The following is a 20,595-nucleotide window of genomic DNA, read 5'->3' as shown; positions in this document are numbered from 1 at the left end:
CCGAAATGCTGATCCCCCGTAGGGTCAAGCACCGCAAGCAGCACCACCCGAAGCGCAGCGGTATGTCCAAGGGTGGCACGCAGGTTGCGTTCGGTGAGTACGGCATTCAGGCCCTCACCCCGGCGTACGTGACGAACCGTCAGATCGAGGCCGCTCGTATCGCCATGACGCGTCACATCAAGCGTGGCGGCAAGGTCTGGATCAACATTTACCCGGACCGCCCCCTCACCAAGAAGCCTGCCGAGACCCGCATGGGTTCCGGTAAGGGTTCTCCGGAGTGGTGGGTCGCCAACGTCAAGCCCGGACGCGTGATGTTCGAGCTGTCGTACCCCAACGAGAAGACCGCGCGCGAGGCGCTGACTCGTGCAGCCCACAAGCTGCCGATGAAGTGCAAGATCGTCAAGCGCGAGGCAGGTGAAGCGTGATGTCGGCCGGAACCAAGGCGTCTGAGCTGCGCGAGCTGGGCAACGAGGAGCTTCTCAACAAGCTCCGCGAGGCCAAGGAAGAGCTGTTCAACCTCCGCTTCCAGGCGGCGACGGGTCAGCTCGAGAACCACGGCCGGCTCAAGGCCGTCCGCAAGGACATCGCGCGGATCTACACCCTCATGCGTGAGCGCGAGCTGGGCATCGAGACGGTGGAGAGCGCCTGATGAGCGAGAAGACTGTGACTGAAGAGACTGCCGCCCGCGGCTTCCGCAAGACCCGTGAGGGCCTTGTTGTCAGCGACAAGATGGACAAGACCGTCGTCGTCGCTGTCGAGGACCGTGTCAAGCACGCGCTGTACGGCAAGGTCATCCGCCGTACGAACAAGCTCAAGGCGCACGACGAGCAGAACGCTGCCGGCGTCGGCGACCGCGTCCTCCTGATGGAGACGCGTCCGCTGTCGGCGAGCAAGCGCTGGCGCATCGTCGAGATCCTCGAGAAGGCCAAGTAATTCTCTGAGGCATCCCTCAGGGTTCGTTCCGCCAGGCTCGGCAGGGGCCCCCTCTCGTAAGAGAGCGGCCCCTGCCGGGAACCGGCAGACAAACAGGAGATAGACGTGATCCAGCAGGAGTCGCGACTGCGCGTCGCCGACAACACGGGTGCGAAGGAAATTCTCACCATCCGTGTTCTCGGTGGCTCGGGTCGCCGCTACGCGGGCATCGGTGACGTCATCGTCGCCACCGTGAAGGACGCGATCCCCGGTGGCAACGTGAAGAAGGGTGACGTCGTCAAGGCGGTCATCGTTCGCACCGTCAAGGAGCGTCGCCGTCCGGATGGCTCGTACATCCGCTTCGACGAGAACGCCGCCGTCATTCTGAAGAACGACGGCGACCCCCGCGGCACCCGTATCTTCGGCCCCGTCGGCCGTGAGCTGCGCGAGAAGAAGTTCATGAAGATCATCTCGCTCGCGCCGGAGGTGCTGTAAGCATGAAGATCAAGAAGGGCGACCTGGTTCAGGTCATCACCGGTAAGGACAAGGGCAAGCAGGGCAAGGTCATTGCCGCTTACCCGCGCGACGAGCGCGTCCTGGTCGAGGGTGTCAACCGGGTCAAGAAGCACACGAAGGCCGGCCCGACCGCCAGCGGCTCGCAGGCCGGCGGCATCGTGACCACCGAGGCCCCCGTCCACGTCTCCAACGTCCAGCTGGTCGTGGAGAAGGACGGCAACAAGGTTGTCACGCGCGTCGGTTACCGCTTCGACGACGAGGGCAACAAGATCCGCGTTGCCAAGCGGACGGGTGAGGACATCTGATGACGACCACCACCACTCCGCGTCTCAAGACGAAGTACCGCGAGGAGATCACGGCGAAGCTGCAGGAGGAGTTCTCGTACGAGAACGTCATGCAGATTCCCGGTCTCGTGAAGGTCGTCGTGAACATGGGTGTCGGCGACGCCGCCCGTGACTCGAAGCTCATGGACGGTGCCGTCCGTGACCTGACGACGATCACCGGCCAGAAGCCGGCCATCACCAAGGCTCGCAAGTCCATCGCGCAGTTCAAGCTGCGTGAGGGTCAGCCGATCGGTGCCCACGTCACGCTCCGTGGCGACCGCATGTGGGAGTTCCTGGACCGCACCCTGTCGCTCGCGCTGCCGCGCATCCGCGACTTCCGTGGTCTGTCCCCCAAGCAGTTCGACGGCCGTGGCAACTACACCTTCGGTCTCACGGAGCAGGTCATGTTCCACGAGATCGACCAGGACAAGATCGACCGCGTCCGGGGTATGGACATCACCGTGGTCACCACGGCGACCAACGACGACGAGGGCCGTGCCCTTCTGCGTCACCTCGGCTTCCCGTTCAAGGAGGCGTAAGCGAGATGGCGAAGAAGGCTCTTATTGCCAAGGCTGCTCGTAAGCCGAAGTTCGGTGTCCGTGGCTACACGCGCTGCCAGCGCTGCGGCCGCCCGCACTCCGTGTACCGCAAGTTCGGCCTCTGCCGCGTGTGCCTTCGTGAGATGGCTCACCGTGGCGAGCTGCCGGGCGTGACCAAGAGCTCCTGGTAGTCCCTTAATTGGGATTGTCCGGATCTCTCGGTAAGTAGAGGGTCGGCAGAGGCCCCAGCTCTCATGGCTTACGCTAGGAGGGTTGGGCGCTTCTGCCGCCCTGACCGACTTACTACGCCGTAGGTCCCCGCGCCGCACCCGTCCCGCCCCTGTGTGGGGAGAGGGATGGCGCATACAGGAAACCCCGGCGAGAGAGGCCGAAGGCCAATTCATGACCATGACTGATCCGATCGCAGACATGCTTACGCGTCTGCGGAACGCGAACTCGGCATACCACGACTCCGTGTCGATGCCGCACAGCAAGATCAAGTCGCACATCGCGGAGATTCTCCAGCAGGAGGGTTTCATCACCGGCTGGAAGGTCGAGGACGCCGAGGTCGGCAAGAACCTCGTCCTGGAGCTGAAGTTCGGCCCGAACCGTGAGCGTTCGATCGCCGGCATCAAGCGCATCTCCAAGCCCGGTCTGCGTGTTTACGCGAAGTCCACCAACCTGCCGAAGGTTCTCGGTGGCCTCGGCGTGGCGATCATCTCCACGTCGCACGGTCTCCTGACCGGCCAGCAGGCAGGCAAGAAGGGCGTGGGTGGGGAAGTCCTCGCCTACGTCTGGTAGCGGAAGGAATCGGAGGAAACAGCTATGTCGCGTATTGGCAAGCTCCCCATCACGGTTCCCGCCGGCGTGGACGTCACCATCGACGGCCAGACGGTAGCGGTCAAGGGCCCCAAGGGTTCCCTGAGCCACACCGTTGCGGCGCCGATCGAGATCGCCAAGGGTGAGGACGGCGTACTGGCCGTCACCCGCCCGAACGACGAGCGTCAGAACAAGGCCCTCCACGGCCTGTCCCGCACGCTGGTGGCGAACATGATCACCGGCGTGACCACGGGTTACGTGAAGAAGCTCGAAATCAGCGGTGTCGGTTACCGCGTCCTGGCGAAGGGCTCCAACCTGGAGTTCTCGCTCGGCTACAGCCACCCGATCCTGGTCGAGGCGCCCGAGGGCATCTCGTTCAAGGTCGAATCGGCGACCAAGTTCTCGGTCGAGGGCATCGACAAGCAGAAGGTCGGCGAGGTTGCGGCCAACATCCGCAAGCTGCGCAAGCCCGACCCGTACAAGGCCAAGGGCGTCAAGTACGAAGGCGAAGTCATCCGCCGCAAGGTCGGAAAGGCGGGTAAGTAAGCCATGGCATACGGTCAGAAGATCGCTAAGGGCGACGCTTACAAGCGTGCGGCCATCAAGCGCCGCCACATCCGTATCCGCAAGAACATGTCGGGTACGGCCGAGCGTCCGCGCCTGGTCGTGACGCGCTCGAACCGGAACATCGTGGCGCAGGTCATCGACGACGTTAAGGGTCACACCCTCGCGTCGGCGTCGACCCTGGACACGTCGATCCGCGGCGGCGAGGGCGACAAGTCCGCGCAGGCCAAGTCGGTCGGCGCCCTGGTCGCCGAGCGCGCCAAGGCCGCCGGTGTCGAGGCTGTCGTGTTCGACCGTGGTGGTAACCAGTACGCCGGGCGCATCGCTGCCCTGGCGGACGCCGCCCGCGAAGCCGGACTCAAGTTCTGAGTCCTGGTTCCGTAGCTAGCGGAAACAGAGAGAGGTAATTCCAATGGCTGGACCCCAGCGCCGCGGTGGCGGTGCCGGTGGCGGCGAGCGGCGGGACCGGAAGGGTCGCGACGGTGGCAACGCCGCCGAGAAGACCGCGTACGTTGAGCGCGTTGTCGCGATCAACCGCGTCGCCAAGGTTGTGAAGGGTGGTCGTCGCTTCAGCTTCACTGCGCTCGTCGTAGTGGGCGACGGTGACGGCACCGTGGGTGTCGGTTACGGCAAGGCCAAGGAGGTGCCGGCCGCCATCGCCAAGGGTGTTGAGGAGGCCAAGAAGCACTTCTTCAAGGTCCCCCGTATCCAGGGCACCATCCCGCACCCGATCACGGGCGAGAAGGCTGCGGGCGTCGTCCTGCTCAAGCCTGCTTCCCCCGGTACCGGTGTTATCGCCGGTGGTCCGGTGCGCGCCGTGCTCGAGTGCGCGGGCGTGCACGACATCCTGTCGAAGTCGCTCGGTTCGTCGAACGCGATCAACATCGTGCACGCGACCGTGGAGGCCCTTCGTGGCCTGCAGCGTCCCGAGGAGATCGCGGCTCGCCGTGGTCTGCCGCTCGAGGACGTCGCTCCCGCGGCCCTGCTTCGTGCGCGTGCCGGGGCCGGTGCTGCGTAATGGCACAGCTCAAGATCACGCAGACGAAGTCGTACATCGGCAGCAAGCAGAACCACCGTGACACCCTGCGTTCCCTTGGTCTCAAGGGGATCAACACGCAGGTCGTCAAGGAGGATCGTCCCGAGTTCCGCGGCATGGTGCAGACCGTCCGCCACCTCGTGACGGTCGAGGAGGTCGACTGATCATGGGTGAGCAGAACCCGCTCAAGATCCACAACCTCCGTCCGGCCCCCGGCGCCAAGACCGCGAAGACCCGTGTCGGTCGTGGTGAGGCGTCGAAGGGTAAGACGGCCGGTCGTGGTACCAAGGGCACCAAGGCCCGTTACCAGGTTCCGGAGCGCTTCGAGGGTGGCCAGATGCCCCTCCACATGCGTCTCCCGAAGCTCAAGGGCTTCAAGAACCCGTTCAAGACCGAGTTCCAGGTCGTGAACCTGGACAAGCTGGCTTCGCTCTACCCCGAGGGTGGCGAGGTCACGGTCGAGGGTCTGGTGGCCAAGGGTGCCGTGCGCAAGAACAGCCTCGTCAAGGTCCTGGGCCAGGGCGAGATCTCCGTGGCGCTGCAGGTGACGGTCGACTCCGTCTCCGGCTCCGCCAAGGAGAAGATCACCGCCGCGGGCGGTACGGTCACCGAGCTCGTCTGAGCAAATCAGGCGTCTTGATGACGTGAACGTCCCTACCGGGGATGCCCCACATATGGGGCATCCCCGGTTGGTCGTTCCAAGGGGGGCAGTTACGCCGGTAAGGTGGCGTCCGCTGTTAAGTTCCGGGCTTTGTGTGCCCCCGGCACCAATCCCGGGTCTTGGCCGTTAGACCGTTTACGTATTTGTCGAATCCTCAAGACCGTCACCTCTGACGCACGCGCGCGGGGGTCGCAGGAGGCACCGTGCTCACCGCGTTCGCCCGGGCGTTCAAGACGCCCGACCTGCGCAAGAAGCTGCTCTTCACGCTGGGCATCATCGTGATCTACCGGCTCGGGGCGCACATCCCGATCCCCGGCGTGGATTACCAGAACGTCCAAACGTGTATGAACCAGGCCAACTCCAGCTCCGGCTTGTTCGGTCTGGTCAACATGTTCAGCGGTGGCGCGCTGTTGCAGATCACGGTCTTCGCGCTCGGCATCATGCCGTACATCACCGCGAGCATCATTCTGCAGCTGCTCACCGTGGTGATCCCGCGGCTCGAAGCCCTCAAGAAGGAGGGCCAGGCCGGCACGGCGAAGATCACCCAATACACGCGATACCTGACCGTGGCACTCGCCATCCTTCAGGGCACGGGCCTGGTGGCCACCGCTCGCACCGGCGCGCTCTTCCAGGGCTGCCCGGTCGCCAGCGAAATCGTCCCGGACCAGTCGATCTTCATCACGATCACGATGGTCATCACGATGACCGCCGGTACCTGCGTGATGATGTGGCTCGGCGAGCTGGTCACCGACAAGGGCATCGGCAACGGCATGTCGATCCTGATGTTCATCTCGATCGCCGCCACCTTCCCGTCCGCCCTGTGGGCCATCAAGAAGCAGGGCTCGCTGGCCGACGGCTGGATCGAGTTCGGCACGGTCATCCTCGTCGGCCTGGTCATGGTCGCCCTGGTGGTCTTCGTCGAGCAGGCCCAGCGCCGTATTCCGGTGCAGTACGCGAAGCGCATGATCGGCCGCCGTTCCTACGGCGGAACGTCCACGTACATCCCGCTCAAGGTGAACCAGGCGGGTGTGATCCCTGTCATCTTCGCCTCCTCGCTGCTCTACATTCCGGCCCTGGTCGCCCAGTTCGCCGGTGGAGATTCGCAGTGGAAGGTGTGGATCGATGACCACCTGACCAAGGGAAATCACCCGATTTACATCGTCACGTACTTCCTCCTGATCGTTTTCTTCGCGTTCTTCTACGTGGCGATCTCGTTCAACCCCGAGGAAGTCGCCGACAACATGAAGAAGTATGGTGGCTTCATCCCGGGCATCCGGGCTGGCCGACCGACCGCTGAGTACCTCTCGTACGTGCTCAACCGGATCACCTGGCCGGGTTCGCTGTACTTGGGCCTGATCGCTCTCGTGCCGACGATGGCGTTGGTTGGTTTCGGGGCAAACCAGAACTTCCCGTTCGGCGGCACGAGCATCCTGATCATCGTGGGTGTCGGCCTGGAGACGGTGAAGCAGATCGAGAGCCAGCTCCAGCAGCGCAATTACGAAGGGTTCCTCCGCTGATGCGAATCGTCCTCGTCGGGCCGCCCGGTGCTGGCAAGGGAACGCAGGCCGCGTTCCTGGCCAAGAACCTGTCGATTCCGCACATCTCCACGGGCGACCTCTTCCGTGCCAACATCAGCCAGGGCACGGAGCTGGGCAAGAAGGCCAAGTCCTACATGGACGCCGGCCAGCTGGTTCCGGACGAGGTCACCATCGGGATGGCGAAGGACCGCATGGAGCAGGCGGACGCCGTGAACGGCTTCCTGCTCGATGGCTTCCCGCGCAACGTCTCGCAGGCCGAGGCGCTGGACGTCGCCCTCAAGGCGGACGACGTCACGCTGGACGCGGTCCTCGACCTGGAGGTCCCCGAGGACGAGGTGGTCAAGCGCATCGCCGGCCGCCGCATCTGCCGTAACGACTCGGCACACGTCTTCCACGTCACGTACAAGCAGCCCGAGACCGAGGGTGTCTGCGACACCTGCGGCGGCGAGCTGTACCAGCGCGACGACGACAAGGAAGAGACGGTGCGCAAGCGGCTCGAGGTCTACCACTCGCAGACCGAGCCGATCATCGACTACTACCGGGAGCAGGGGCTCGTCGTGACGATCTCCGCCCTGGGCAAGGTCGAGGAAGTCACGGGCCGGGCCATGGAGGCCCTGGGGCGCTAGTCGCGCTCTGCCCGCTAGTACGTGCCTGAGGCCGCGGTTCCCCGTCGAGGGGGCCGCGGCCTTAGTGTTGGTGGGTACTGGACGTACGTAACCCTCGTACTCGTACCGGATGACGGAGAGCGCAGGCCCCCATGGTGCAGATCAAGACCCCCGACCAGATTCGCAAGATGCGGGAGGCGGGGCTTGTCGTCGCGGCGATCCACGCGGCGACCCGTGAGGCGGCCGTACCGGGCGCGACCACCAAGGATCTGGACGAGGTCGCCCGCAAGGTGCTCGCCGAGCACGGGGCGAAGTCGAACTTCCTCGGGTACGGAGGGTTCCCCGCGACCATCTGCACCTCGAAGAACGAGGTCGTCGTGCACGGCATCCCGAGCGACGAGGTCGTCCTGGAGGACGGCGACATCATCTCGATCGACGCGGGCGCCATCGTGGACGGCTGGCACGGCGACGCGGCGTACACCGCCTTCGTGGGGTCGGGTCACGCTCCGGAGCTGATCGAGCTGTCCCGGGTCACCGAGGAGTCCATGTGGGCCGGGCTCGCGGCGATGAAGCAGGGCAACCGGCTGGTCGACATCTCCCGGGCCATCGAGTCGTACATCCGCCGCCAGCCGAAGCCCGGCGGCGGCAAGTACGGGATCGTCGAGGACTACGGCGGCCACGGCATCGGCACCGAGATGCACATGGACCCGCACCTGCTGAACTACGTGGAGCGCCGCCGCGGCAAGGGCCCCAAGCTGGTGCCCGGCTTCTGCCTCGCCATCGAGCCGATGGTCTCCCTCGGCACGCCGAGGACGGAGACGCTCTCCGACGACTGGACGGTCATCACGACCGACGGCACCTGGTCCTCCCACTGGGAGCACTCGGTCGCCCTCACGGAGGACGGCCCCCTGGTCCTCACGTCCCCCGACGGCGGCAAGGCGAAGCTCGCGGAACTCGGCGTGACGGCGGCGCCGGATCCGTTGGGCTGACCGGCGCTCGTCGGGGAGCCGGGGCGGGGCTGGACGTGCGCTCGCCCCGCGGCGGGGTGCCGCCTTGCCCACCCTGCCGCCCCTGGCGGCAGATTGCCCAAGGCGGGTGTGGCGGGGCTTAGTGATCTCCTCCGTGGGGCAGAATCACGAGATTCGTCTTTCCGGGGGTACTGACGTAGACTGACTCGTCGGCTCTCGTGTATGCGCATGTCTCCATGCGGACACGTAAGTCGATCAAGGTAGTCGATTCGAAGGGCGAAGCGTGGCCAAGAAGCAAGGTGCCATCGAGATCGAGGGCACTGTCGTCGAGTCTCTGCCGAACGCCATGTTCAAGGTCGAGCTCCAGAACGGCCACCAGGTCCTGGCACACATCAGCGGCAAGATGCGCATGCACTACATCCGTATCCTCCCTGACGACCGGGTCGTGGTGGAGCTTTCTCCGTACGACCTCACGCGTGGCCGGATCGTCTACCGGTACAAGTAGATCTTGCCCTAGTCCCGCCTCGGCGGGCCGCCGGCAACTGACCCGGAGAACCTCACCCATGAAGGTCAAGCCGAGCGTCAAGAAGATCTGCGACAAGTGCAGGGTGATCCGCCGTCACGGTCGGGTCATGGTGATCTGCGACAACCCGCGCCACAAGCAGCGCCAGGGCTGACGTAGACCCGTTCACTGCAGTTCGTTCGTAGATCTCGCGCGACGCAGCACATCAAGTACATACGCAGAGCCCGCCGGCGACGGTTCGTCGTGGCGACACCTTCGGTCGGAGGCCGAGGACCCAGTTCGTACCAACCCTTTGGAACAAAGGGGACGGCGGCTGGGAGTGGTTCTGCTACAGACCTCCGAAGAATCAACAGGAGCCATGAATGGCACGCGTTGAAGGTGTTGACCTCCCGCGCGAGAAGCGCATCGAGGTCGCCCTCACCTACGTGTTCGGCATCGGCCGCACGCGCGCCCAGCAGACGCTGGACGCCATCGGTGTCGACCGCAACGTCCGCGTTCGCGACATCTCCGAGGAAGACCTCGTGAAGATCCGCGAGTACGTGGACCAGAACTTCCAGACCGAGGGTGACCTCCGTCGCGAGATTCAGGCCGACATCCGCCGCAAGGTCGAGATCGGCTGCTACCAGGGTCTGCGTCACCGTCGCGGCCTGCCGGTGCACGGCCAGCGCACCAGCACGAACGCGCGTACCCGCAAGGGCCCGCGTCGCGCCATCGCCGGTAAGAAGAAGCCGGGCAAGAAGTAGTCCTCAGCGGACGCTCATCAGCGGTCTTCGCTGTAGGACCGACCACCTCCCTGTAGGAGAACGACATGCCCCCCAAGGGTCGTCAGGGCGCTGCCAAGAAGGTGCGCCGCAAGGAAAAGAAGAACGTCGCTCACGGCCACGCGCACATCAAGAGCACGTTCAACAACACGATCGTGTCCATCACGGACCCGACCGGCAACGTGATCTCGTGGGCCTCCGCCGGCCACGTCGGCTTCAAGGGCTCCCGCAAGTCCACGCCGTTCGCCGCGCAGATGGCCGCCGAGTCGGCTGCCCGTCGCGCGCAGGAGCACGGCATGCGCAAGGTCGACGTCTTCGTCAAGGGTCCCGGCTCCGGCCGTGAGACCGCGATCCGCTCGCTCCAGGCCACCGGCCTCGAGGTCGGCTCGATCCAGGACGTGACGCCCACGCCGCACAACGGCTGCCGTCCGCCGAAGCGCCGTCGCGTCTGACGCTCGCTTCGTCTGAGGTTTCCGGGCGGTACGGCTCTCGCTTGAGGCCGTATCGCCCGTACCCTTGTACTACTCAGGGCATCAAATAGTGGGTGCCCCTGACTGAAGGAATCGCAACATGCTGATTGCTCAGCGTCCCTCGTTGACCGAAGAGGTCGTCGACGAATTCCGCTCCCGGTTCGTGATCGAGCCGCTGGAGCCGGGCTTCGGCTACACCCTCGGCAACTCCCTCCGCCGCACCCTCCTCTCGTCGATCCCCGGCGCTGCTGTCACCAGCATCCGTATCGACGGTGTCCTGCACGAGTTCACCACCGTGCCGGGCGTCAAGGAGGACGTCACCGACCTCATCCTGAACATCAAGCAGCTGGTCGTCTCCTCGGAGCACGACGAGCCGGTCGTGATGTACCTGCGCAAGCAGGGCCCGGGTCTGGTCACCGCCGCCGACATCGCGCCCCCGGCCGGTGTCGAGGTGCACAACCCGGACCTCGTCCTCGCCACGCTCAACGGCAAGGGCAAGCTGGAGATGGAGCTGACCGTCGAGCGCGGTCGCGGCTACGTCTCCGCCGTCCAGAACAAGCAGGTCGGTCAGGAGATCGGGCGCATCCCGGTCGACTCGATCTACTCGCCGGTTCTGAAGGTCACGTACAAGGTCGAGGCCACGCGTGTCGAGCAGCGCACCGACTTCGACAAGCTGATCGTCGACGTCGAGACCAAGCAGGCCATGCGTCCGCGTGACGCCATGGCGTCCGCCGGTAAGACGCTGGTCGAGCTGTTCGGTCTCGCCCGCGAGCTGAACATCGACGCCGAGGGCATCGACATGGGTCCGTCCCCGACGGACGCCGCGCTCGCCGCCGATCTGGCGCTGCCGATCGAGGAGCTGGAGCTCACCGTTCGGTCGTACAACTGCCTCAAGCGCGAGGGCATCCACTCCGTGGGTGAGCTCGTCGCCCGCTCCGAGGCCGACCTGCTCGACATCCGCAACTTCGGTGCGAAGTCGATCGACGAGGTCAAGGCCAAGCTCGCCGGCATGGGTCTCGCGCTGAAGGACTCGCCTCCCGGATTCGACCCGACCGCCGCCGCCGACGCCTTCGGCGCCGACGACGACGCGGACGCGGGTTTCGTGGAGACCGAGCAGTACTGAGTCGCTCCGCCTCGGCGGGCCGATCACTTGCTGCGGAGCCGTGGTTGCGGTTGCGCAGTTCCCCGCGCCCCTGGAAACAGGGGTGCGGGTCTCCGACAGGCGACCGCCTGCTCGGATACTGACTCCGGTACCTGATACGGCCGGGGCAGACACCAAGGAGAAACATCATGCCGAAGCCCGCCAAGGGTGCCCGTCTGGGCGGCAGCGCCGCGCACGAGAAGCTGCTTCTCGCGAACCTCGCGAAGTCGCTCTTCGAGCACGGCAAGATCACGACGACCGAGGCCAAGGCCCGTCGTCTGCGTCCGTACGCGGAGCGTCTGGTCACCAAGGCGAAGAAGGGCGACCTTCACAACCGCCGTCAGGTGCTCCAGGTCATCACGGACAAGGGCGTCGTCCACACGCTCTTCACCGAGATCGCCCCGCGCTACGAGAACCGTCCGGGTGGTTACACCCGTATCACCAAGATCGGTAACCGCCGTGGCGACAACGCGCCCATGGCCGTCATCGAGCTGGTCGAGGCCCTGACGGTCCAGCAGCAGGCCACCGGTGAGGCCGAGGCCGCCACCAAGCGTGCCGCCAAGGACGCCGAGGCCACCGAGGCGCAGACCGAGGCTCCGGCCGAGGCCGCCGCCGAGGAGTCGAAGGACGCCTGAGGCTGACGCCTTGTGTGTGAGCGGGTCCGCCCTTTCGGGGCGGGCCCGCTTTCCGTTTCTCCCGCTTCCCGTTAAGGATTTTTGTTGTGAGTGATGAGGTGGCCGAGGGGTTCGTGCGGCTGCGGCTCGACGTGAGCTACGACGGCAAGGACTTCTCCGGCTGGGCCAAGCAGGCCTCCGGGCGGCGGACCGTGCAGGGGGAGATCGAGGACGCGCTCCGTACGGTGACGCGGTCCTCGGAGACGTACGACCTCACCGTCGCAGGGCGGACCGATGCCGGGGTGCACGCGCGGGGCCAGGTCGCGCACGTGGACCTGCCGGCGGAGGTCTGGGGCGAGCACCGGGAGAAGCTGCTGAAGCGGCTCGCGGGGCGGCTGCCGAAGGATGTGCGGGTGTGGTCGGTGGCCGAGGCGCCGAGCGGCTTCAACGCCCGTTTCTCGGCGATCTGGCGGCGGTACGCGTACCGGGTGACCGACCACCCGGGCGGGGTCGACCCGCTGCTGCGCGGGCACGTGCTGTGGCACGACTGGCCGCTGGACGTCGACGCCATGAACGAGGCCGCCGAGCGGCTGCTCGGTGAGCACGACTTCGCGGCCTACTGCAAGAAGCGCGAGGGTGCGACGACCATTCGTACGTTGCAGGAGCTGAGCCTCGTGCGGGACGCGGACGGGATCGTCACCGCGACCGTGCGGGCCGATGCCTTCTGCCACAACATGGTGCGGTCCCTGATCGGGGCGCTGCTGTTCGTGGGGGACGGGCACCGGTCGGCCGACTGGCCCGGCAAGGTGCTCGCCGCCGGGGTGCGGGACTCCGCCGTGCACGTGGTGCGGCCGCACGGGCTGACCCTTGAGGAAGTCGGTTACCCCGCCGACGAGTTGCTCGCCGCGCGCAACAAGGAAGCGCGCAACAAGCGGACGCTCCCGGGCGCCGGCTGCTGCTGAGAGCGGCGCCCGGGGCGGCGGTCAGCCCGAGGCCGCCGCCGCGGAGGCCTGGACCTCGCCGCGCCGCTTGATCTGCTGGAAGGTGAATTCCTGGAGGTCGTCGCCGAGGGAGAACACCATGGTGTCCTTCTTCGTGGCGTCCTGGCCGTTGGTGAGGCCGCCGTTGGTGAAGTACGTGTAGCGGCCCACCGAGTTGGCGGTCTGGCGGCACACCGTGGTGCGGCAGAACGTGGGCACCCCGGAGCCCGGCAGCGAGGTCACCGTGCCGTCGAAGTCGTACTGCTCCTTGGCCTTGTTCGCCTCCGCCTTCGTCTTGAAGACGGCGACACCGATGGTGACCGCGGAGTTGCCCTTGTAGTACGTGGCGCGGATCAGCTGCTGGCAGTTGTTGCTCTTCAGGATCCCGGACAGGCCCTTCTGCGCGGCCGACGCGCAGTTGGTGGTGCGGGCCGTGGCGCCCTTGGTGTACACCCGGTCACCGGCGGTGAACTGCTTGCCGGGGAAGAGGGTGTCCGCGCCGAGCGGGGCCTTGTCCTTCGCGGCGCTGTTGATGAAGTCGTTCGGGTTGAGCGGGGGCGGCGGGGTCGTCGCGTCGAAGGACGGCCCTCCCGACTTGCCCTCGCTGGGGATGTCGGCCGTGCTCGGCAGCTGTTCGGCCGGTTTGTTGGCGGCTTCGTTCTTGCTGTTCGTCGAGACGATGCCCCACGCGACCGCGGAACCGACGGCGAGCGTGGCGACGATCGCGCCACCGATCACCATCCAGCGCTTCTTGCGTGCGCGTGCCTCTGATGCCTCCGCGAGCGATGCCCAGTCCGGGGTCGACCCGCCGTCATTGGGCCCCCACGGGGATCCCCCTTGCCCGAAACTCATGGGGCGCATCTTAGAGGTACGCCCCCGTGTGGCATTGACCTCGTCCCATGGTGGAGGTGTGAGGGGTTCCGGCGCGTTACCGTAAAGGGACACGGCACAGTGGGATACAGGGCCGCCGGTTCGCCGGTGCCCACGCGTTTTGACCCGTACAGGGCGGCGCGGGTATCCTCGGCATTTGTTATACGTATTGGCTTGGTCGTTCTCACGCGAAGGGCCCTTACGTAGGTTCCCTGGAGCAGTTACCAGTGGCTCGCATACGGGTTAGCGTCCCCGGCCTTTGTGAGCCCCAGCTGCATGATCGCTTCAGTGGTGCCGTGTGTCAGGACCCATTCACTGAAGAAGCGAAGGCATACGACCGTGCGTACGTACAGCCCCAAGCCCGGCGACATCACTCGCCAGTGGCACGTCATTGACGCTCAGGACGTTGTCCTGGGCCGTCTGGCGACCACCGCTGCCACCCTTCTGCGTGGCAAGCACAAGCCGATCTACGCGCCGCACGTCGACGCGGGCGACTTCGTCGTCATCATCAACGCCGACAAGGTGCACCTGTCCGGCAACAAGAAGACCCAGAAGATGGCGTACCGCCACTCCGGTTACCCGGGCGGCCTGCGCTCCGTGCGCTACGACGAGCTTCTGGAGAAGAACCCGGAGAAGGCCGTCGAGAAGGCCATCAAGGGCATGCTTCCCAAGAACACGCTCGGCCGTCAGATGCTCTCGAAGCTGAAGGTCTACTCGGGCGACACGCACCCGCACGCTGCCCAGCAGCCGGTGCCGTTCGAGATCACCCAGGTCGCGCAGTAGTTCCGGCCACACCCCCTAAGACAGAAAAGAATCTGAGGAGAATCGTGGCCGAGACCACTGCCGAGACGCCGGTCGAAGAGATCGCCGACGTTGAGAGCTACACCACCGAGTCCGACGCCCCCGTCGAGGGCGAGTACACCTCGGAGTCCAACCCGGCGCGCTTCGGTGACCCGCAGCCGGCCGCTGGCCTGGGCCGCCGCAAGAACGCCATCGCGCGCGTTCGCATCGTGCCCGGCACCGGCAAGTGGAAGGTCAACGGGCGCACGCTCGAGGACTACTTCCCGAACAAGGTGCACCAGCAGGAAGTCAACGAGCCCTTCAAGGTGCTCGAGCTCGACGGCCGCTACGACGTCATCGCCCGCATCTCGGGTGGCGGCGTCTCCGGTCAGGCCGGCGCCCTGCGCCTCGGCGTGGCCCGCGCGCTGAACGAGGCCGACGTGGACAACAACCGCGGCGCCCTCAAGAAGGCCGGCTACCTCCGCCGCGACGACCGTGCGGTCGAGCGCAAGAAGGCCGGTCTCAAGAAGGCCCGCAAGGCCCCGCAGTACAGCAAGCGCTAAATCCAGCTGCCTGCTTGTACTTCCGTTCGCCCCGGCGGCACGTATCGTGCCGCCGGGGCGTTCGGCTTATGACGATGTGAAGGTTCGGAGGACATCAAGGTGGGACGACTCTTCGGCACGGACGGCGTGCGCGGCGTCGCCAACGCGGATCTGACGGCGGAGCTCGCGCTCGGTCTGTCGGTGGCGGCGGCACATGTTCTGGGCGAGGCGGGCAGTTTTGAGGGCCATCGCCCGGTGGCCGTGGTCGGCCGTGATCCGCGGGCCTCGGGCGAGTTCCTGGAGGCCGCGGTCGTCGCGGGCCTGGCCAGCGCCGGAGTCGACGTGCTGCGCGTGGGCGTGCTGCCCACGCCCGCGGTCGCGTACCTCACGGGCGCGCTGGGCGCCGACCTGGGTGTGATGCTCTCCGCGAGCCACAACGCCATGCCGGACAACGGCATCAAGTTCCTCGCCCGCGGCGGCCACAAGCTGGACGACGCCCTGGAGGACCGCATCGAGGCGATCTACGAGGAGCACAGCACCGGTGCCCCGTGGAACCGCCCGACGGGCGCGGGCGTCGGCCGCGTGAAGTCGTACGGCGAGGGCCTCGACCAGTACATCGCGCACCTCGCGGGCGTGCTGCCGAACCGGCTCGAGGGCCTGAAGATCGTCCTCGACGAGGCGCACGGCGCGGCCTCGCGGGTCTCCCCGGAGGCCTTCACCCGCGTCGGCGCCGAGATCGTCACGATCGGCGCCGAGCCCGACGGCCTGAACATCAACGACGGGTGCGGTTCGACCCACCTGGACCTGCTGAAGGCCGCCGTCGTCGAGCACGGCGCCGACTTCGGCATCGCGCACGACGGGGACGCCGACCGCTGCCTGGCCGTGGACCACACCGGGTCCGAGGTCGACGGCGACCAGATCATGGCCGTGCTCGCGCTCGACATGAAGGCGCGCGGCGTGCTGCGCGACGACACGCTGGTCGCGACCGTCATGTCGAACCTGGGCCTGAAGCTGGCGATGGAGCGCGAGGGCATCAACCTCGTGCAGACCGCCGTCGGCGACCGGTACGTCCTGGAGAACATGAAGGAGAACGGCTACGCGCTCGGCGGCGAGCAGTCCGGGCACGTCATCGCCCTCGACCACGCGACGACCGGGGACGGCACGCTGACGGGCCTGCTGCTCGCGGCGCGCGTCGCGCAGACCGGGCGGACGCTGAAGGACCTGGCGAGCGTCATGGAGCGGCTGCCGCAGGTGCTCATCAATGTGCCGGACGTGGACAAGTCCCGCGTCGCCACGTCCGGTGAGCTTCAGGCGGCCGTGGCGGACGCGGAGCGTGAACTCGGTGCGACCGGGCGGGTGTTGCTGCGCTCCTCCGGTACCGAGCCGCTGGTGCGGGTGATGGTCGAGGCTGCGGACATCGCGCAGGCCCGGTCCGTCGCGGAGCGCCTGGCCGATGTCGTGAAGTCGGCGCTCGGCTAGTCAGTCGGCGCTCGGCTGGTTCCTAGCTCTTCGCGAGCTTCCTTGCGGTACGTTCGCGCTGCTTGGCCCAGAGGTACTTCTGGGCGAGGAGCGTGAGCGTCCCGGCGAGGACGATCCCCAGCAGGTTCAGCAGGAGCTGCTGGGTCGAGCCCCACATCTGGCCCATGTCCCCGTAGCTGAGCGCCACCGCGGCGTTGGCCGCCGCCGGGACCGTGGTCACCGAGATGGCGACGCCCACGAGCGCGCCGGACTTCGCCGACGTCAGCGACAGCGTGCCGGCCGCGCCCGCGAGGACGGCCACCACGAACGAGAACCAGTCGGGCGCGTAGACGAACCCGGTGTTCGGCCGGTCCGCCTCCAACTGGCCCTCGCTGAACAGGTTCACGGCGTCCATGAAGTAGCTGAAGCCCACCGTCACCGCCATCGCCACCACGAAGCCGACGAGCAGGGCGACGAGCGAACGCCACGCGAGACGAGGCGCCTTGCGCACCAGGGCCGTGCAGAACCCGGCGAGCGGGCCGAACTCCGGGCCGACCGCCATGGCGCCCACGATCAGGATCGCGTTGTCGAGCACGACACCGCACGCCGCGATCATCGTCGCGATCACCAGGAACGCCACATACGTGATGGTGAGCGTGGACTCCTCGTGCGTGGCGTCCGAGAGCTGCTCCCACAGGACCGCGTCCGCGCCCTCGCCCGGCGCGTCCTCCTCGGCCTTGTCGGCGCGCAGGGACAGCGACAGGTCGATGTTCTCGACGGAGATCGAGCCCGACCTGTCGATTCCCAACTTCCGCAGCCCGCCGATGAGTTCGTCACCGGCTTCGCGGGCGACGTCGCACATGACGACATCGCCCGAAGGGCTGCGGGCGGCGTCCGGGAGCACCACCAGGTGCGTGGTGCCGGTCGTCTTCTCGATGAGGCGCACCACGTCGTCCGTGGTGTCGGACGGCGTGATCAGGCGCAGATGCAGCATGGGGTCTTTCTAACAGCTACAGCTTGCGCAGCCGCAGCCGCTGGACCTTGTGGTCGGGGCCCTTGCGGATGACGAGCCCCGATCGGCCGCGCGTCGGGGCCACGTTCTCCAGGAGGTTGACCTTGTTGATGGTGCGCCAGGTGGTGCGCGCGTAGTCCAGGGCCTCCTCCTCGGAGACCTGGGTGTACTTCCTGAAGTACGAGGACGGGTCCTGGAAGGCCGTCGCGCGCAGCTTGCGGAAGCGGTTGAGGTACCAGGCCTCGATGTCCTCGGCGCGCGCGTCGACGTACACGCTGAAGTCGAAGTAGTCGGCGAGGCCGACGCGGGTGCGGCCGTCCTTGCCGGGCAGGGCGGGCTGGAGCACGTTCAGGCCCTCGACGATGAGGATGTCGGGGCGGCGCACGACGAGCTTCTCGCCGGGCACGATGTCGTAGATCAGGTGCGAGTAGACCGGGGCGGTCACCTCGTCCTTGCCCGCCTTGATGTCGGCGACGAAACGGGTCAGGGCGCGCCGGTCGTACGACTCGGGGAAGCCCTTGCGCGACATCAGGCCGCGGGCCTGGAGCTCCTTGGTGGGGAGCAGGAACCCGTCGGTGGTGACCCGCTCGACGCGCGGGTGCTCGGGCCAGCGGGAGAGCAGTGCCTGGAGGAGGCGGGCGACGGTCGACTTGCCGACCGCGACGGAGCCGGCGACCCCTATGACGAAGGGCGTGCCGGACTGGGCGGCCTTCTTGTTGGTCTCGCCGAGGAACGTGTTGAGCGCCCCGCGCAGGCCGTCGGTCGCGCCCACGTACAGGTTCAGCAGGCGGGAGAGCGGCAGGTAGATGTCGCGGACCTCGTCCAGGTCGATCACGTCACCGAGGCCGCGCAGCCGCTCCAGCTCTTCCGCGGTCAGCGGCAGTGGCGTCTTGTCGCGCAGTGCGCTCCATTCGGTGCGGGTGAGGTCGACGTAGGGAGTCACCTCCGGCTTCTGCCGGTGGGCGCTCCGGGAGGTCGCTTGTCGCTGGGACTCGGAGACCGGAGAGATCACAGTCCATTGTTACGGCAGTGTGGCCCGCGGCGGCAGGTGGGGTGTGTCACGCCGGGGAACGGGGGCACCCGCTTCGTCACAGCTTCGCCACAGGTATGGACCTTGCGTGGGGGTGGCGATACATTCCGTGCACCCGTGGGACGCAACGCTGTCCGCGGGGCGGGAGGGGAACCGTGATGACCGCGCTTCGTGTGCCGAAATTCGTCCGCCGCAGGCCTGTGGACGACCACGCCATGGACGACTGGGCGAGCCAGGTCCGCAGCGAACTCGCGCTCGAACTGCCCGACGAGGACATCGGCGAGGACCTGGACGACTGCCTCGACTTCTACCGGCTCGGCAGCAAGCCGCGCTGCGAGGAGATCGAGTACCTGGCGCTCGTGCGGGACGCGCGGGACCGGATCGACCAGGGGTGGACGGCCTGAGTCCGCCGTAGCGGGGGAGTGCGGCCCGGCGGCCGTGAGGGCCTGTGTCTAAGGTCTGGTGCATGAGCATCATCGGGGTCGGTATCGACGTGGCCGAGATCGAGCGGTTCGCGGCGTCGCTGGAGCGCACGCCGAGCATGGCCGGGCGCCTTTTTCTGGACGACGAGCTGCTGCTGCCCAGCGGGGAGCGGCGCGGGGTCGCCTCGCTGGCCGCCCGGTTCGCCGCGAAGGAGGCCGTTGCCAAGGCGCTCGGCGCGCCGGCCGGGCTGCGTTGGACCGACGCCGAGGTGTGGGTCGAGGAGAGCGGGCAGCCCCGGCTCCGGGTGACCGGGACGGTGGCGGCGCGGGCGGCCGAACTGGGTGTGAAGGGGTTCCACGTCTCGCTGAGCCATGACGCGGGCGTCGCGTCCGCGGTGGTGGTGGCCGAGGGGTAGGGCCGCTGCCCCGGCCCCTCGGCCTGCGGGCGCTACGCCCGGTGGCGGAACACGATCCGGCCCCGGTTCAGGTCGTACGGAGTGATCTCCACCTGGACCCGGTCCGCGAGCAGGATCTTGATGTAGTTCTTGCGGATCTTGCCGCTGACGTGCGCGAGCACGCGGTGCCCGTTGTCGAGCTCCACGGTGAACATGGCGCTGCGCAGGCACTCGACGACGGTGCCCTCGGCGTGGACGCCGCCGCCTCCGCCGTTCTTCACGGTCCTCCTCGTCTCGCTCATCGGACCAGCTCCAGTGCGCGGTTCACGCGCCGCGCGCCGATGCCGTCGAAGAGGTCCTTCGCCGCTTCGTTCGCCTCGTCCACCTCGGCCGACGCCGCCTGCACGCCGGAGCGGTGCAGGGTGTGCAGTACGTCGGCGAGGAGGGCCCGCGCGATGCCGCGGCGCCGCGCGTCGGTACGGACCGCGAGCAGGCCGATGCGGGGGCGCCGGGTGGCCGTCGCCAGGCGCAGAAGGCCCAGGTAGGAACCGTCCGGGGCCTCGGCCGCGGCGTACTTCGCGGGATCGACGACGGTGACCCCGGGTGGCAGCGGCCGTACCTCGGCGGGCATGGTGCGCCAGCCGACCGTGGCCTCGATCTCGTCCCGGACCGTGCGGTCGAGGGCGCGCAGCCGCGTCTCGTCCGCCGCGCCGTACGGGACGAGGGTGACGCCCGCGGGCGGGCGCGCCTCGTCGAGTCCCGTGACGGCGGGGTCGGTGGGGACCGTGTACTCCCACTCGCCGCGGCCGACGGTGAACCCGAACTCCCGCCATTTCGACGTCAGTTCGGTGTCGTTCTCGTCGACGACGGTGTGCAGTGGGCCCGGCAGGTCCGCGAGCAGCGACCCGGCCAGGGCCGCGAACGCCGTGTCGTGCCAGGCGTCGACGCTGACGAAGAGGCGGCCGTCGGGCCGGTGCGCGGCGTGGCCGCGGCCGATCACCTCGTCGTTCTCCAGGGCGTGCCATTGATGGTCGGCCACGCGGGTGACGACGAGCGGTGGTGGGGCTGTGGGGCGGGTGCGTTCAGTGGTCATCGGTGTCCCCTCTCGGGAGCCTT

At 67.2% G+C, this 20,595-nt stretch carries 33 protein-coding genes; 28 read left to right on the top strand and 5 right to left on the bottom strand.

All coding sequences use genetic code 11. The features are described 5' to 3' along the window. Positions 1 to 5: 5 nt before the first annotated feature. From rplP to truA, 23 genes are all read left to right on the top strand, one after another. Positions 6 to 425 carry a 50S ribosomal protein L16 gene (gene rplP / locus ACNYS0_RS17315; RefSeq protein ID WP_018528356.1) on the top strand — a complete coding sequence of 140 codons (420 nt, stop codon included), beginning with the start codon at positions 6 to 8 and terminating at the stop codon, positions 423 to 425. After that, positions 425 to 649, top strand: coding sequence for a 50S ribosomal protein L29 (gene rpmC / locus ACNYS0_RS17310; protein WP_010036720.1), 225 nt, complete (start codon positions 425 to 427; stop codon positions 647 to 649). Before rplP ends, rpmC begins: the two co-directional genes overlap by 1 nt. Continuing rightward, positions 649 to 933, top strand: coding sequence for a 30S ribosomal protein S17 (rpsQ, locus tag ACNYS0_RS17305; RefSeq protein WP_266713085.1), 285 nt, complete (start codon positions 649 to 651; stop codon positions 931 to 933). Before rpmC ends, rpsQ begins: the two co-directional genes overlap by 1 nt. Before the next feature lie 105 nt (positions 934 to 1,038). Beyond that, positions 1,039 to 1,407 carry a 50S ribosomal protein L14 gene (rplN, locus tag ACNYS0_RS17300; protein ID WP_003974257.1) on the top strand — a complete coding sequence of 123 codons (369 nt, stop codon included), beginning with the start codon at positions 1,039 to 1,041 and terminating at the stop codon, positions 1,405 to 1,407. Positions 1,408 to 1,409: 2 nt separating this feature from the next. Beyond that, complete coding sequence (gene rplX / locus ACNYS0_RS17295; protein WP_016645174.1) at positions 1,410 to 1,733, top strand: 50S ribosomal protein L24; 324 nt, start codon at positions 1,410 to 1,412, stop codon at positions 1,731 to 1,733. Then, a complete protein-coding gene (gene rplE, locus ACNYS0_RS17290; protein WP_389270534.1) occupies positions 1,733 to 2,290 on the top strand; it encodes a 50S ribosomal protein L5 in 558 nt (185 codons plus the stop codon). Before rplX ends, rplE begins: the two co-directional genes overlap by 1 nt. Positions 2,291 to 2,295: 5 nt before the next feature. Then, complete coding sequence (locus ACNYS0_RS17285) at positions 2,296 to 2,481, top strand: type Z 30S ribosomal protein S14 (protein WP_003948630.1); 186 nt, start codon at positions 2,296 to 2,298, stop codon at positions 2,479 to 2,481. 211 nt (positions 2,482 to 2,692) lie between these two features. Beyond that, positions 2,693 to 3,091, top strand: coding sequence for a 30S ribosomal protein S8 (gene rpsH / locus ACNYS0_RS17280; protein ID WP_158989430.1), 399 nt, complete (start codon positions 2,693 to 2,695; stop codon positions 3,089 to 3,091). 24 nt (positions 3,092 to 3,115) lie between these two features. Further along, the gene (gene rplF / locus ACNYS0_RS17275) at positions 3,116 to 3,655 is read left to right on the top strand and encodes a 50S ribosomal protein L6 (protein WP_385755890.1); all 540 of its coding nucleotides are present in this window, start codon (positions 3,116 to 3,118) and stop codon (positions 3,653 to 3,655) included. A 3-nt stretch (positions 3,656 to 3,658) separates the two neighbouring features. Continuing rightward, complete coding sequence (gene rplR, locus ACNYS0_RS17270; protein WP_326020847.1) at positions 3,659 to 4,042, top strand: 50S ribosomal protein L18; 384 nt, start codon at positions 3,659 to 3,661, stop codon at positions 4,040 to 4,042. A gap of 43 nt (positions 4,043 to 4,085) precedes the next feature. Then, a complete protein-coding gene (gene rpsE / locus ACNYS0_RS17265) occupies positions 4,086 to 4,691 on the top strand; it encodes a 30S ribosomal protein S5 (protein ID WP_266713097.1) in 606 nt (201 codons plus the stop codon). Further along, entirely contained in the window at positions 4,691 to 4,873 is a 183-nt protein-coding gene (gene rpmD, locus ACNYS0_RS17260) for a 50S ribosomal protein L30 (RefSeq protein WP_030567278.1), read from the top strand. The genes rpsE and rpmD overlap by 1 nt, the downstream gene beginning before the upstream one ends. 2 nt (positions 4,874 to 4,875) lie before the next feature. Further along, positions 4,876 to 5,331: a 50S ribosomal protein L15 gene (gene rplO, locus ACNYS0_RS17255; protein ID WP_385755893.1), complete on the top strand. Its 456-nt coding sequence runs from the start codon at positions 4,876 to 4,878 to the stop codon at positions 5,329 to 5,331. A gap of 242 nt (positions 5,332 to 5,573) precedes the next feature. After that, complete coding sequence (gene secY, locus ACNYS0_RS17250; protein ID WP_385755895.1) at positions 5,574 to 6,887, top strand: preprotein translocase subunit SecY; 1,314 nt, start codon at positions 5,574 to 5,576, stop codon at positions 6,885 to 6,887. Beyond that, entirely contained in the window at positions 6,887 to 7,534 is a 648-nt protein-coding gene (locus ACNYS0_RS17245; RefSeq protein ID WP_422474677.1) for an adenylate kinase, read from the top strand. The genes secY and ACNYS0_RS17245 overlap by 1 nt, the downstream gene beginning before the upstream one ends. Positions 7,535 to 7,665: 131 nt before the next feature. Further along, positions 7,666 to 8,502: a type I methionyl aminopeptidase gene (map, locus tag ACNYS0_RS17240; RefSeq protein WP_399227910.1), complete on the top strand. Its 837-nt coding sequence runs from the start codon at positions 7,666 to 7,668 to the stop codon at positions 8,500 to 8,502. Between the two features lie 262 nt (positions 8,503 to 8,764). Beyond that, positions 8,765 to 8,986 carry a translation initiation factor IF-1 gene (gene infA, locus ACNYS0_RS17235; RefSeq protein ID WP_003948620.1) on the top strand — a complete coding sequence of 74 codons (222 nt, stop codon included), beginning with the start codon at positions 8,765 to 8,767 and terminating at the stop codon, positions 8,984 to 8,986. Between the two features lie 58 nt (positions 8,987 to 9,044). Further along, entirely contained in the window at positions 9,045 to 9,158 is a 114-nt protein-coding gene (gene rpmJ / locus ACNYS0_RS17230) for a 50S ribosomal protein L36 (protein ID WP_003974245.1), read from the top strand. Positions 9,159 to 9,366: 208 nt separating this feature from the next. Further along, a complete protein-coding gene (rpsM, locus tag ACNYS0_RS17225; RefSeq protein ID WP_266713109.1) occupies positions 9,367 to 9,747 on the top strand; it encodes a 30S ribosomal protein S13 in 381 nt (126 codons plus the stop codon). A 65-nt stretch (positions 9,748 to 9,812) separates the two neighbouring features. Then, on the top strand, positions 9,813 to 10,217 hold the full coding sequence (rpsK, locus tag ACNYS0_RS17220) for a 30S ribosomal protein S11 (RefSeq protein ID WP_003948617.1): 405 nt from the start codon (positions 9,813 to 9,815) through the stop codon (positions 10,215 to 10,217). Positions 10,218 to 10,335: 118 nt separating this feature from the next. Beyond that, on the top strand, positions 10,336 to 11,358 hold the full coding sequence (locus ACNYS0_RS17215; RefSeq protein WP_003966937.1) for a DNA-directed RNA polymerase subunit alpha: 1,023 nt from the start codon (positions 10,336 to 10,338) through the stop codon (positions 11,356 to 11,358). A gap of 167 nt (positions 11,359 to 11,525) precedes the next feature. Further along, positions 11,526 to 12,011 (top strand): 50S ribosomal protein L17, encoded by a 486-nt coding sequence (gene rplQ, locus ACNYS0_RS17210; protein WP_422408943.1) that lies wholly within the window; start codon positions 11,526 to 11,528, stop codon positions 12,009 to 12,011. 86 nt (positions 12,012 to 12,097) lie between these two features. Beyond that, positions 12,098 to 12,952 (top strand): tRNA pseudouridine(38-40) synthase TruA, encoded by an 855-nt coding sequence (truA, locus tag ACNYS0_RS17205; protein WP_422474675.1) that lies wholly within the window; start codon positions 12,098 to 12,100, stop codon positions 12,950 to 12,952. A gap of 21 nt (positions 12,953 to 12,973) precedes the next feature. On the opposite strand, the gene ACNYS0_RS17200 is transcribed toward truA, so the two are convergent. Next, on the bottom strand, positions 12,974 to 13,831 hold the full coding sequence (locus ACNYS0_RS17200; RefSeq protein ID WP_422474673.1) for a hypothetical protein: 858 nt from the start codon (positions 13,829 to 13,831) through the stop codon (positions 12,974 to 12,976). A 348-nt stretch (positions 13,832 to 14,179) separates the two neighbouring features. On the opposite strand from ACNYS0_RS17200, the gene rplM reads away from it, so the two are divergent. From rplM to glmM, 3 genes are all read left to right on the top strand, one after another. Beyond that, on the top strand, positions 14,180 to 14,623 hold the full coding sequence (rplM, locus tag ACNYS0_RS17195; RefSeq protein WP_385755911.1) for a 50S ribosomal protein L13: 444 nt from the start codon (positions 14,180 to 14,182) through the stop codon (positions 14,621 to 14,623). Positions 14,624 to 14,667: 44 nt separating this feature from the next. Beyond that, complete coding sequence (rpsI, locus tag ACNYS0_RS17190) at positions 14,668 to 15,183, top strand: 30S ribosomal protein S9 (protein ID WP_327661994.1); 516 nt, start codon at positions 14,668 to 14,670, stop codon at positions 15,181 to 15,183. A gap of 99 nt (positions 15,184 to 15,282) precedes the next feature. Beyond that, on the top strand, positions 15,283 to 16,641 hold the full coding sequence (gene glmM, locus ACNYS0_RS17185; RefSeq protein WP_422474671.1) for a phosphoglucosamine mutase: 1,359 nt from the start codon (positions 15,283 to 15,285) through the stop codon (positions 16,639 to 16,641). Positions 16,642 to 16,663: 22 nt separating this feature from the next. Here glmM and ACNYS0_RS17180 read toward each other — a convergent pair whose 3' ends face one another. Both ACNYS0_RS17180 and coaA read right to left on the bottom strand, forming a co-directional pair. Then, a complete protein-coding gene (locus ACNYS0_RS17180; protein WP_422474669.1) occupies positions 16,664 to 17,614 on the bottom strand; it encodes a DUF389 domain-containing protein in 951 nt (316 codons plus the stop codon). 16 nt (positions 17,615 to 17,630) lie between these two features. Continuing rightward, a complete protein-coding gene (gene coaA / locus ACNYS0_RS17175) occupies positions 17,631 to 18,644 on the bottom strand; it encodes a type I pantothenate kinase (protein ID WP_422474667.1) in 1,014 nt (337 codons plus the stop codon). Between the two features lie 176 nt (positions 18,645 to 18,820). On the opposite strand from coaA, the gene ACNYS0_RS17170 reads away from it, so the two are divergent. After that, complete coding sequence (locus ACNYS0_RS17170) at positions 18,821 to 19,066, top strand: hypothetical protein (RefSeq protein WP_422474666.1); 246 nt, start codon at positions 18,821 to 18,823, stop codon at positions 19,064 to 19,066. A gap of 62 nt (positions 19,067 to 19,128) precedes the next feature. Beyond that, positions 19,129 to 19,500, top strand: coding sequence for a holo-ACP synthase (locus tag ACNYS0_RS17165; RefSeq protein WP_422408952.1), 372 nt, complete (start codon positions 19,129 to 19,131; stop codon positions 19,498 to 19,500). Positions 19,501 to 19,532: 32 nt separating this feature from the next. Here the strand turns inward: ACNYS0_RS17165 and infA (ACNYS0_RS17160) are convergent, their stop codons facing one another. After that, entirely contained in the window at positions 19,533 to 19,781 is a 249-nt protein-coding gene (gene infA / locus ACNYS0_RS17160) for a translation initiation factor IF-1 (protein WP_422474664.1), read from the bottom strand. Continuing rightward, positions 19,778 to 20,572: a GNAT family N-acetyltransferase gene (locus ACNYS0_RS17155; protein WP_422474663.1), complete on the bottom strand. Its 795-nt coding sequence runs from the start codon at positions 20,570 to 20,572 to the stop codon at positions 19,778 to 19,780. Before ACNYS0_RS17155 ends, infA (ACNYS0_RS17160) begins: the two co-directional genes overlap by 4 nt. Between the last annotated feature and the right edge of the window lie 23 nt (positions 20,573 to 20,595).

Source organism: Streptomyces anthophorae (genome assembly GCF_049310305.1).
Taxonomy (GTDB): Bacteria; Actinomycetota; Actinomycetes; order Streptomycetales; family Streptomycetaceae; genus Streptomyces.
This window is presented reverse-complemented; position numbering and strand designations above follow the sequence as displayed.

Excerpts from the sequence above, each read along its gene's own strand:
- rplP (WP_018528356.1), top strand. The coding sequence starts at position 6 with ATGCTGATCCCCCGTAGGGTCAAGCACCGCAAGCAGCACCACCCGAAG.
- rpmC (WP_010036720.1), top strand. The coding sequence starts at position 425 with ATGTCGGCCGGAACCAAGGCGTCTGAGCTGCGCGAGCTGGGCAACGAG.
- rpsQ (WP_266713085.1), top strand. The coding sequence starts at position 649 with ATGAGCGAGAAGACTGTGACTGAAGAGACTGCCGCCCGCGGCTTCCGC.
- rplX (WP_016645174.1), top strand. The coding sequence starts at position 1,410 with ATGAAGATCAAGAAGGGCGACCTGGTTCAGGTCATCACCGGTAAGGAC.
- rplE (WP_389270534.1), top strand. The coding sequence starts at position 1,733 with ATGACGACCACCACCACTCCGCGTCTCAAGACGAAGTACCGCGAGGAG.
- ACNYS0_RS17285 (WP_003948630.1), top strand. The coding sequence starts at position 2,296 with ATGGCGAAGAAGGCTCTTATTGCCAAGGCTGCTCGTAAGCCGAAGTTC.
- rpsH (WP_158989430.1), top strand. The coding sequence starts at position 2,693 with ATGACCATGACTGATCCGATCGCAGACATGCTTACGCGTCTGCGGAAC.
- rplF (WP_385755890.1), top strand. The coding sequence starts at position 3,116 with ATGTCGCGTATTGGCAAGCTCCCCATCACGGTTCCCGCCGGCGTGGAC.
- rplR (WP_326020847.1), top strand. The coding sequence starts at position 3,659 with ATGGCATACGGTCAGAAGATCGCTAAGGGCGACGCTTACAAGCGTGCG.
- rpsE (WP_266713097.1), top strand. The coding sequence starts at position 4,086 with ATGGCTGGACCCCAGCGCCGCGGTGGCGGTGCCGGTGGCGGCGAGCGG.
- rpmD (WP_030567278.1), top strand. The coding sequence starts at position 4,691 with ATGGCACAGCTCAAGATCACGCAGACGAAGTCGTACATCGGCAGCAAG.
- rplO (WP_385755893.1), top strand. The coding sequence starts at position 4,876 with ATGGGTGAGCAGAACCCGCTCAAGATCCACAACCTCCGTCCGGCCCCC.
- ACNYS0_RS17245 (WP_422474677.1), top strand. The coding sequence starts at position 6,887 with ATGCGAATCGTCCTCGTCGGGCCGCCCGGTGCTGGCAAGGGAACGCAG.
- map (WP_399227910.1), top strand. The coding sequence starts at position 7,666 with ATGGTGCAGATCAAGACCCCCGACCAGATTCGCAAGATGCGGGAGGCG.
- rpmJ (WP_003974245.1), top strand. The coding sequence starts at position 9,045 with ATGAAGGTCAAGCCGAGCGTCAAGAAGATCTGCGACAAGTGCAGGGTG.
- rpsM (WP_266713109.1), top strand. The coding sequence starts at position 9,367 with ATGGCACGCGTTGAAGGTGTTGACCTCCCGCGCGAGAAGCGCATCGAG.
- rpsK (WP_003948617.1), top strand. The coding sequence starts at position 9,813 with ATGCCCCCCAAGGGTCGTCAGGGCGCTGCCAAGAAGGTGCGCCGCAAG.
- ACNYS0_RS17215 (WP_003966937.1), top strand. The coding sequence starts at position 10,336 with ATGCTGATTGCTCAGCGTCCCTCGTTGACCGAAGAGGTCGTCGACGAA.
- rplQ (WP_422408943.1), top strand. The coding sequence starts at position 11,526 with ATGCCGAAGCCCGCCAAGGGTGCCCGTCTGGGCGGCAGCGCCGCGCAC.
- ACNYS0_RS17200 (WP_422474673.1), bottom strand. The coding sequence starts at position 13,831 with ATGCGCCCCATGAGTTTCGGGCAAGGGGGATCCCCGTGGGGGCCCAAT.
- ACNYS0_RS17180 (WP_422474669.1), bottom strand. The coding sequence starts at position 17,614 with ATGCTGCATCTGCGCCTGATCACGCCGTCCGACACCACGGACGACGTG.
- ACNYS0_RS17170 (WP_422474666.1), top strand. The coding sequence starts at position 18,821 with ATGACCGCGCTTCGTGTGCCGAAATTCGTCCGCCGCAGGCCTGTGGAC.
- ACNYS0_RS17165 (WP_422408952.1), top strand. The coding sequence starts at position 19,129 with ATGAGCATCATCGGGGTCGGTATCGACGTGGCCGAGATCGAGCGGTTC.
- infA (WP_422474664.1), bottom strand. The coding sequence starts at position 19,781 with ATGAGCGAGACGAGGAGGACCGTGAAGAACGGCGGAGGCGGCGGCGTC.
- ACNYS0_RS17155 (WP_422474663.1), bottom strand. The coding sequence starts at position 20,572 with ATGACCACTGAACGCACCCGCCCCACAGCCCCACCACCGCTCGTCGTC.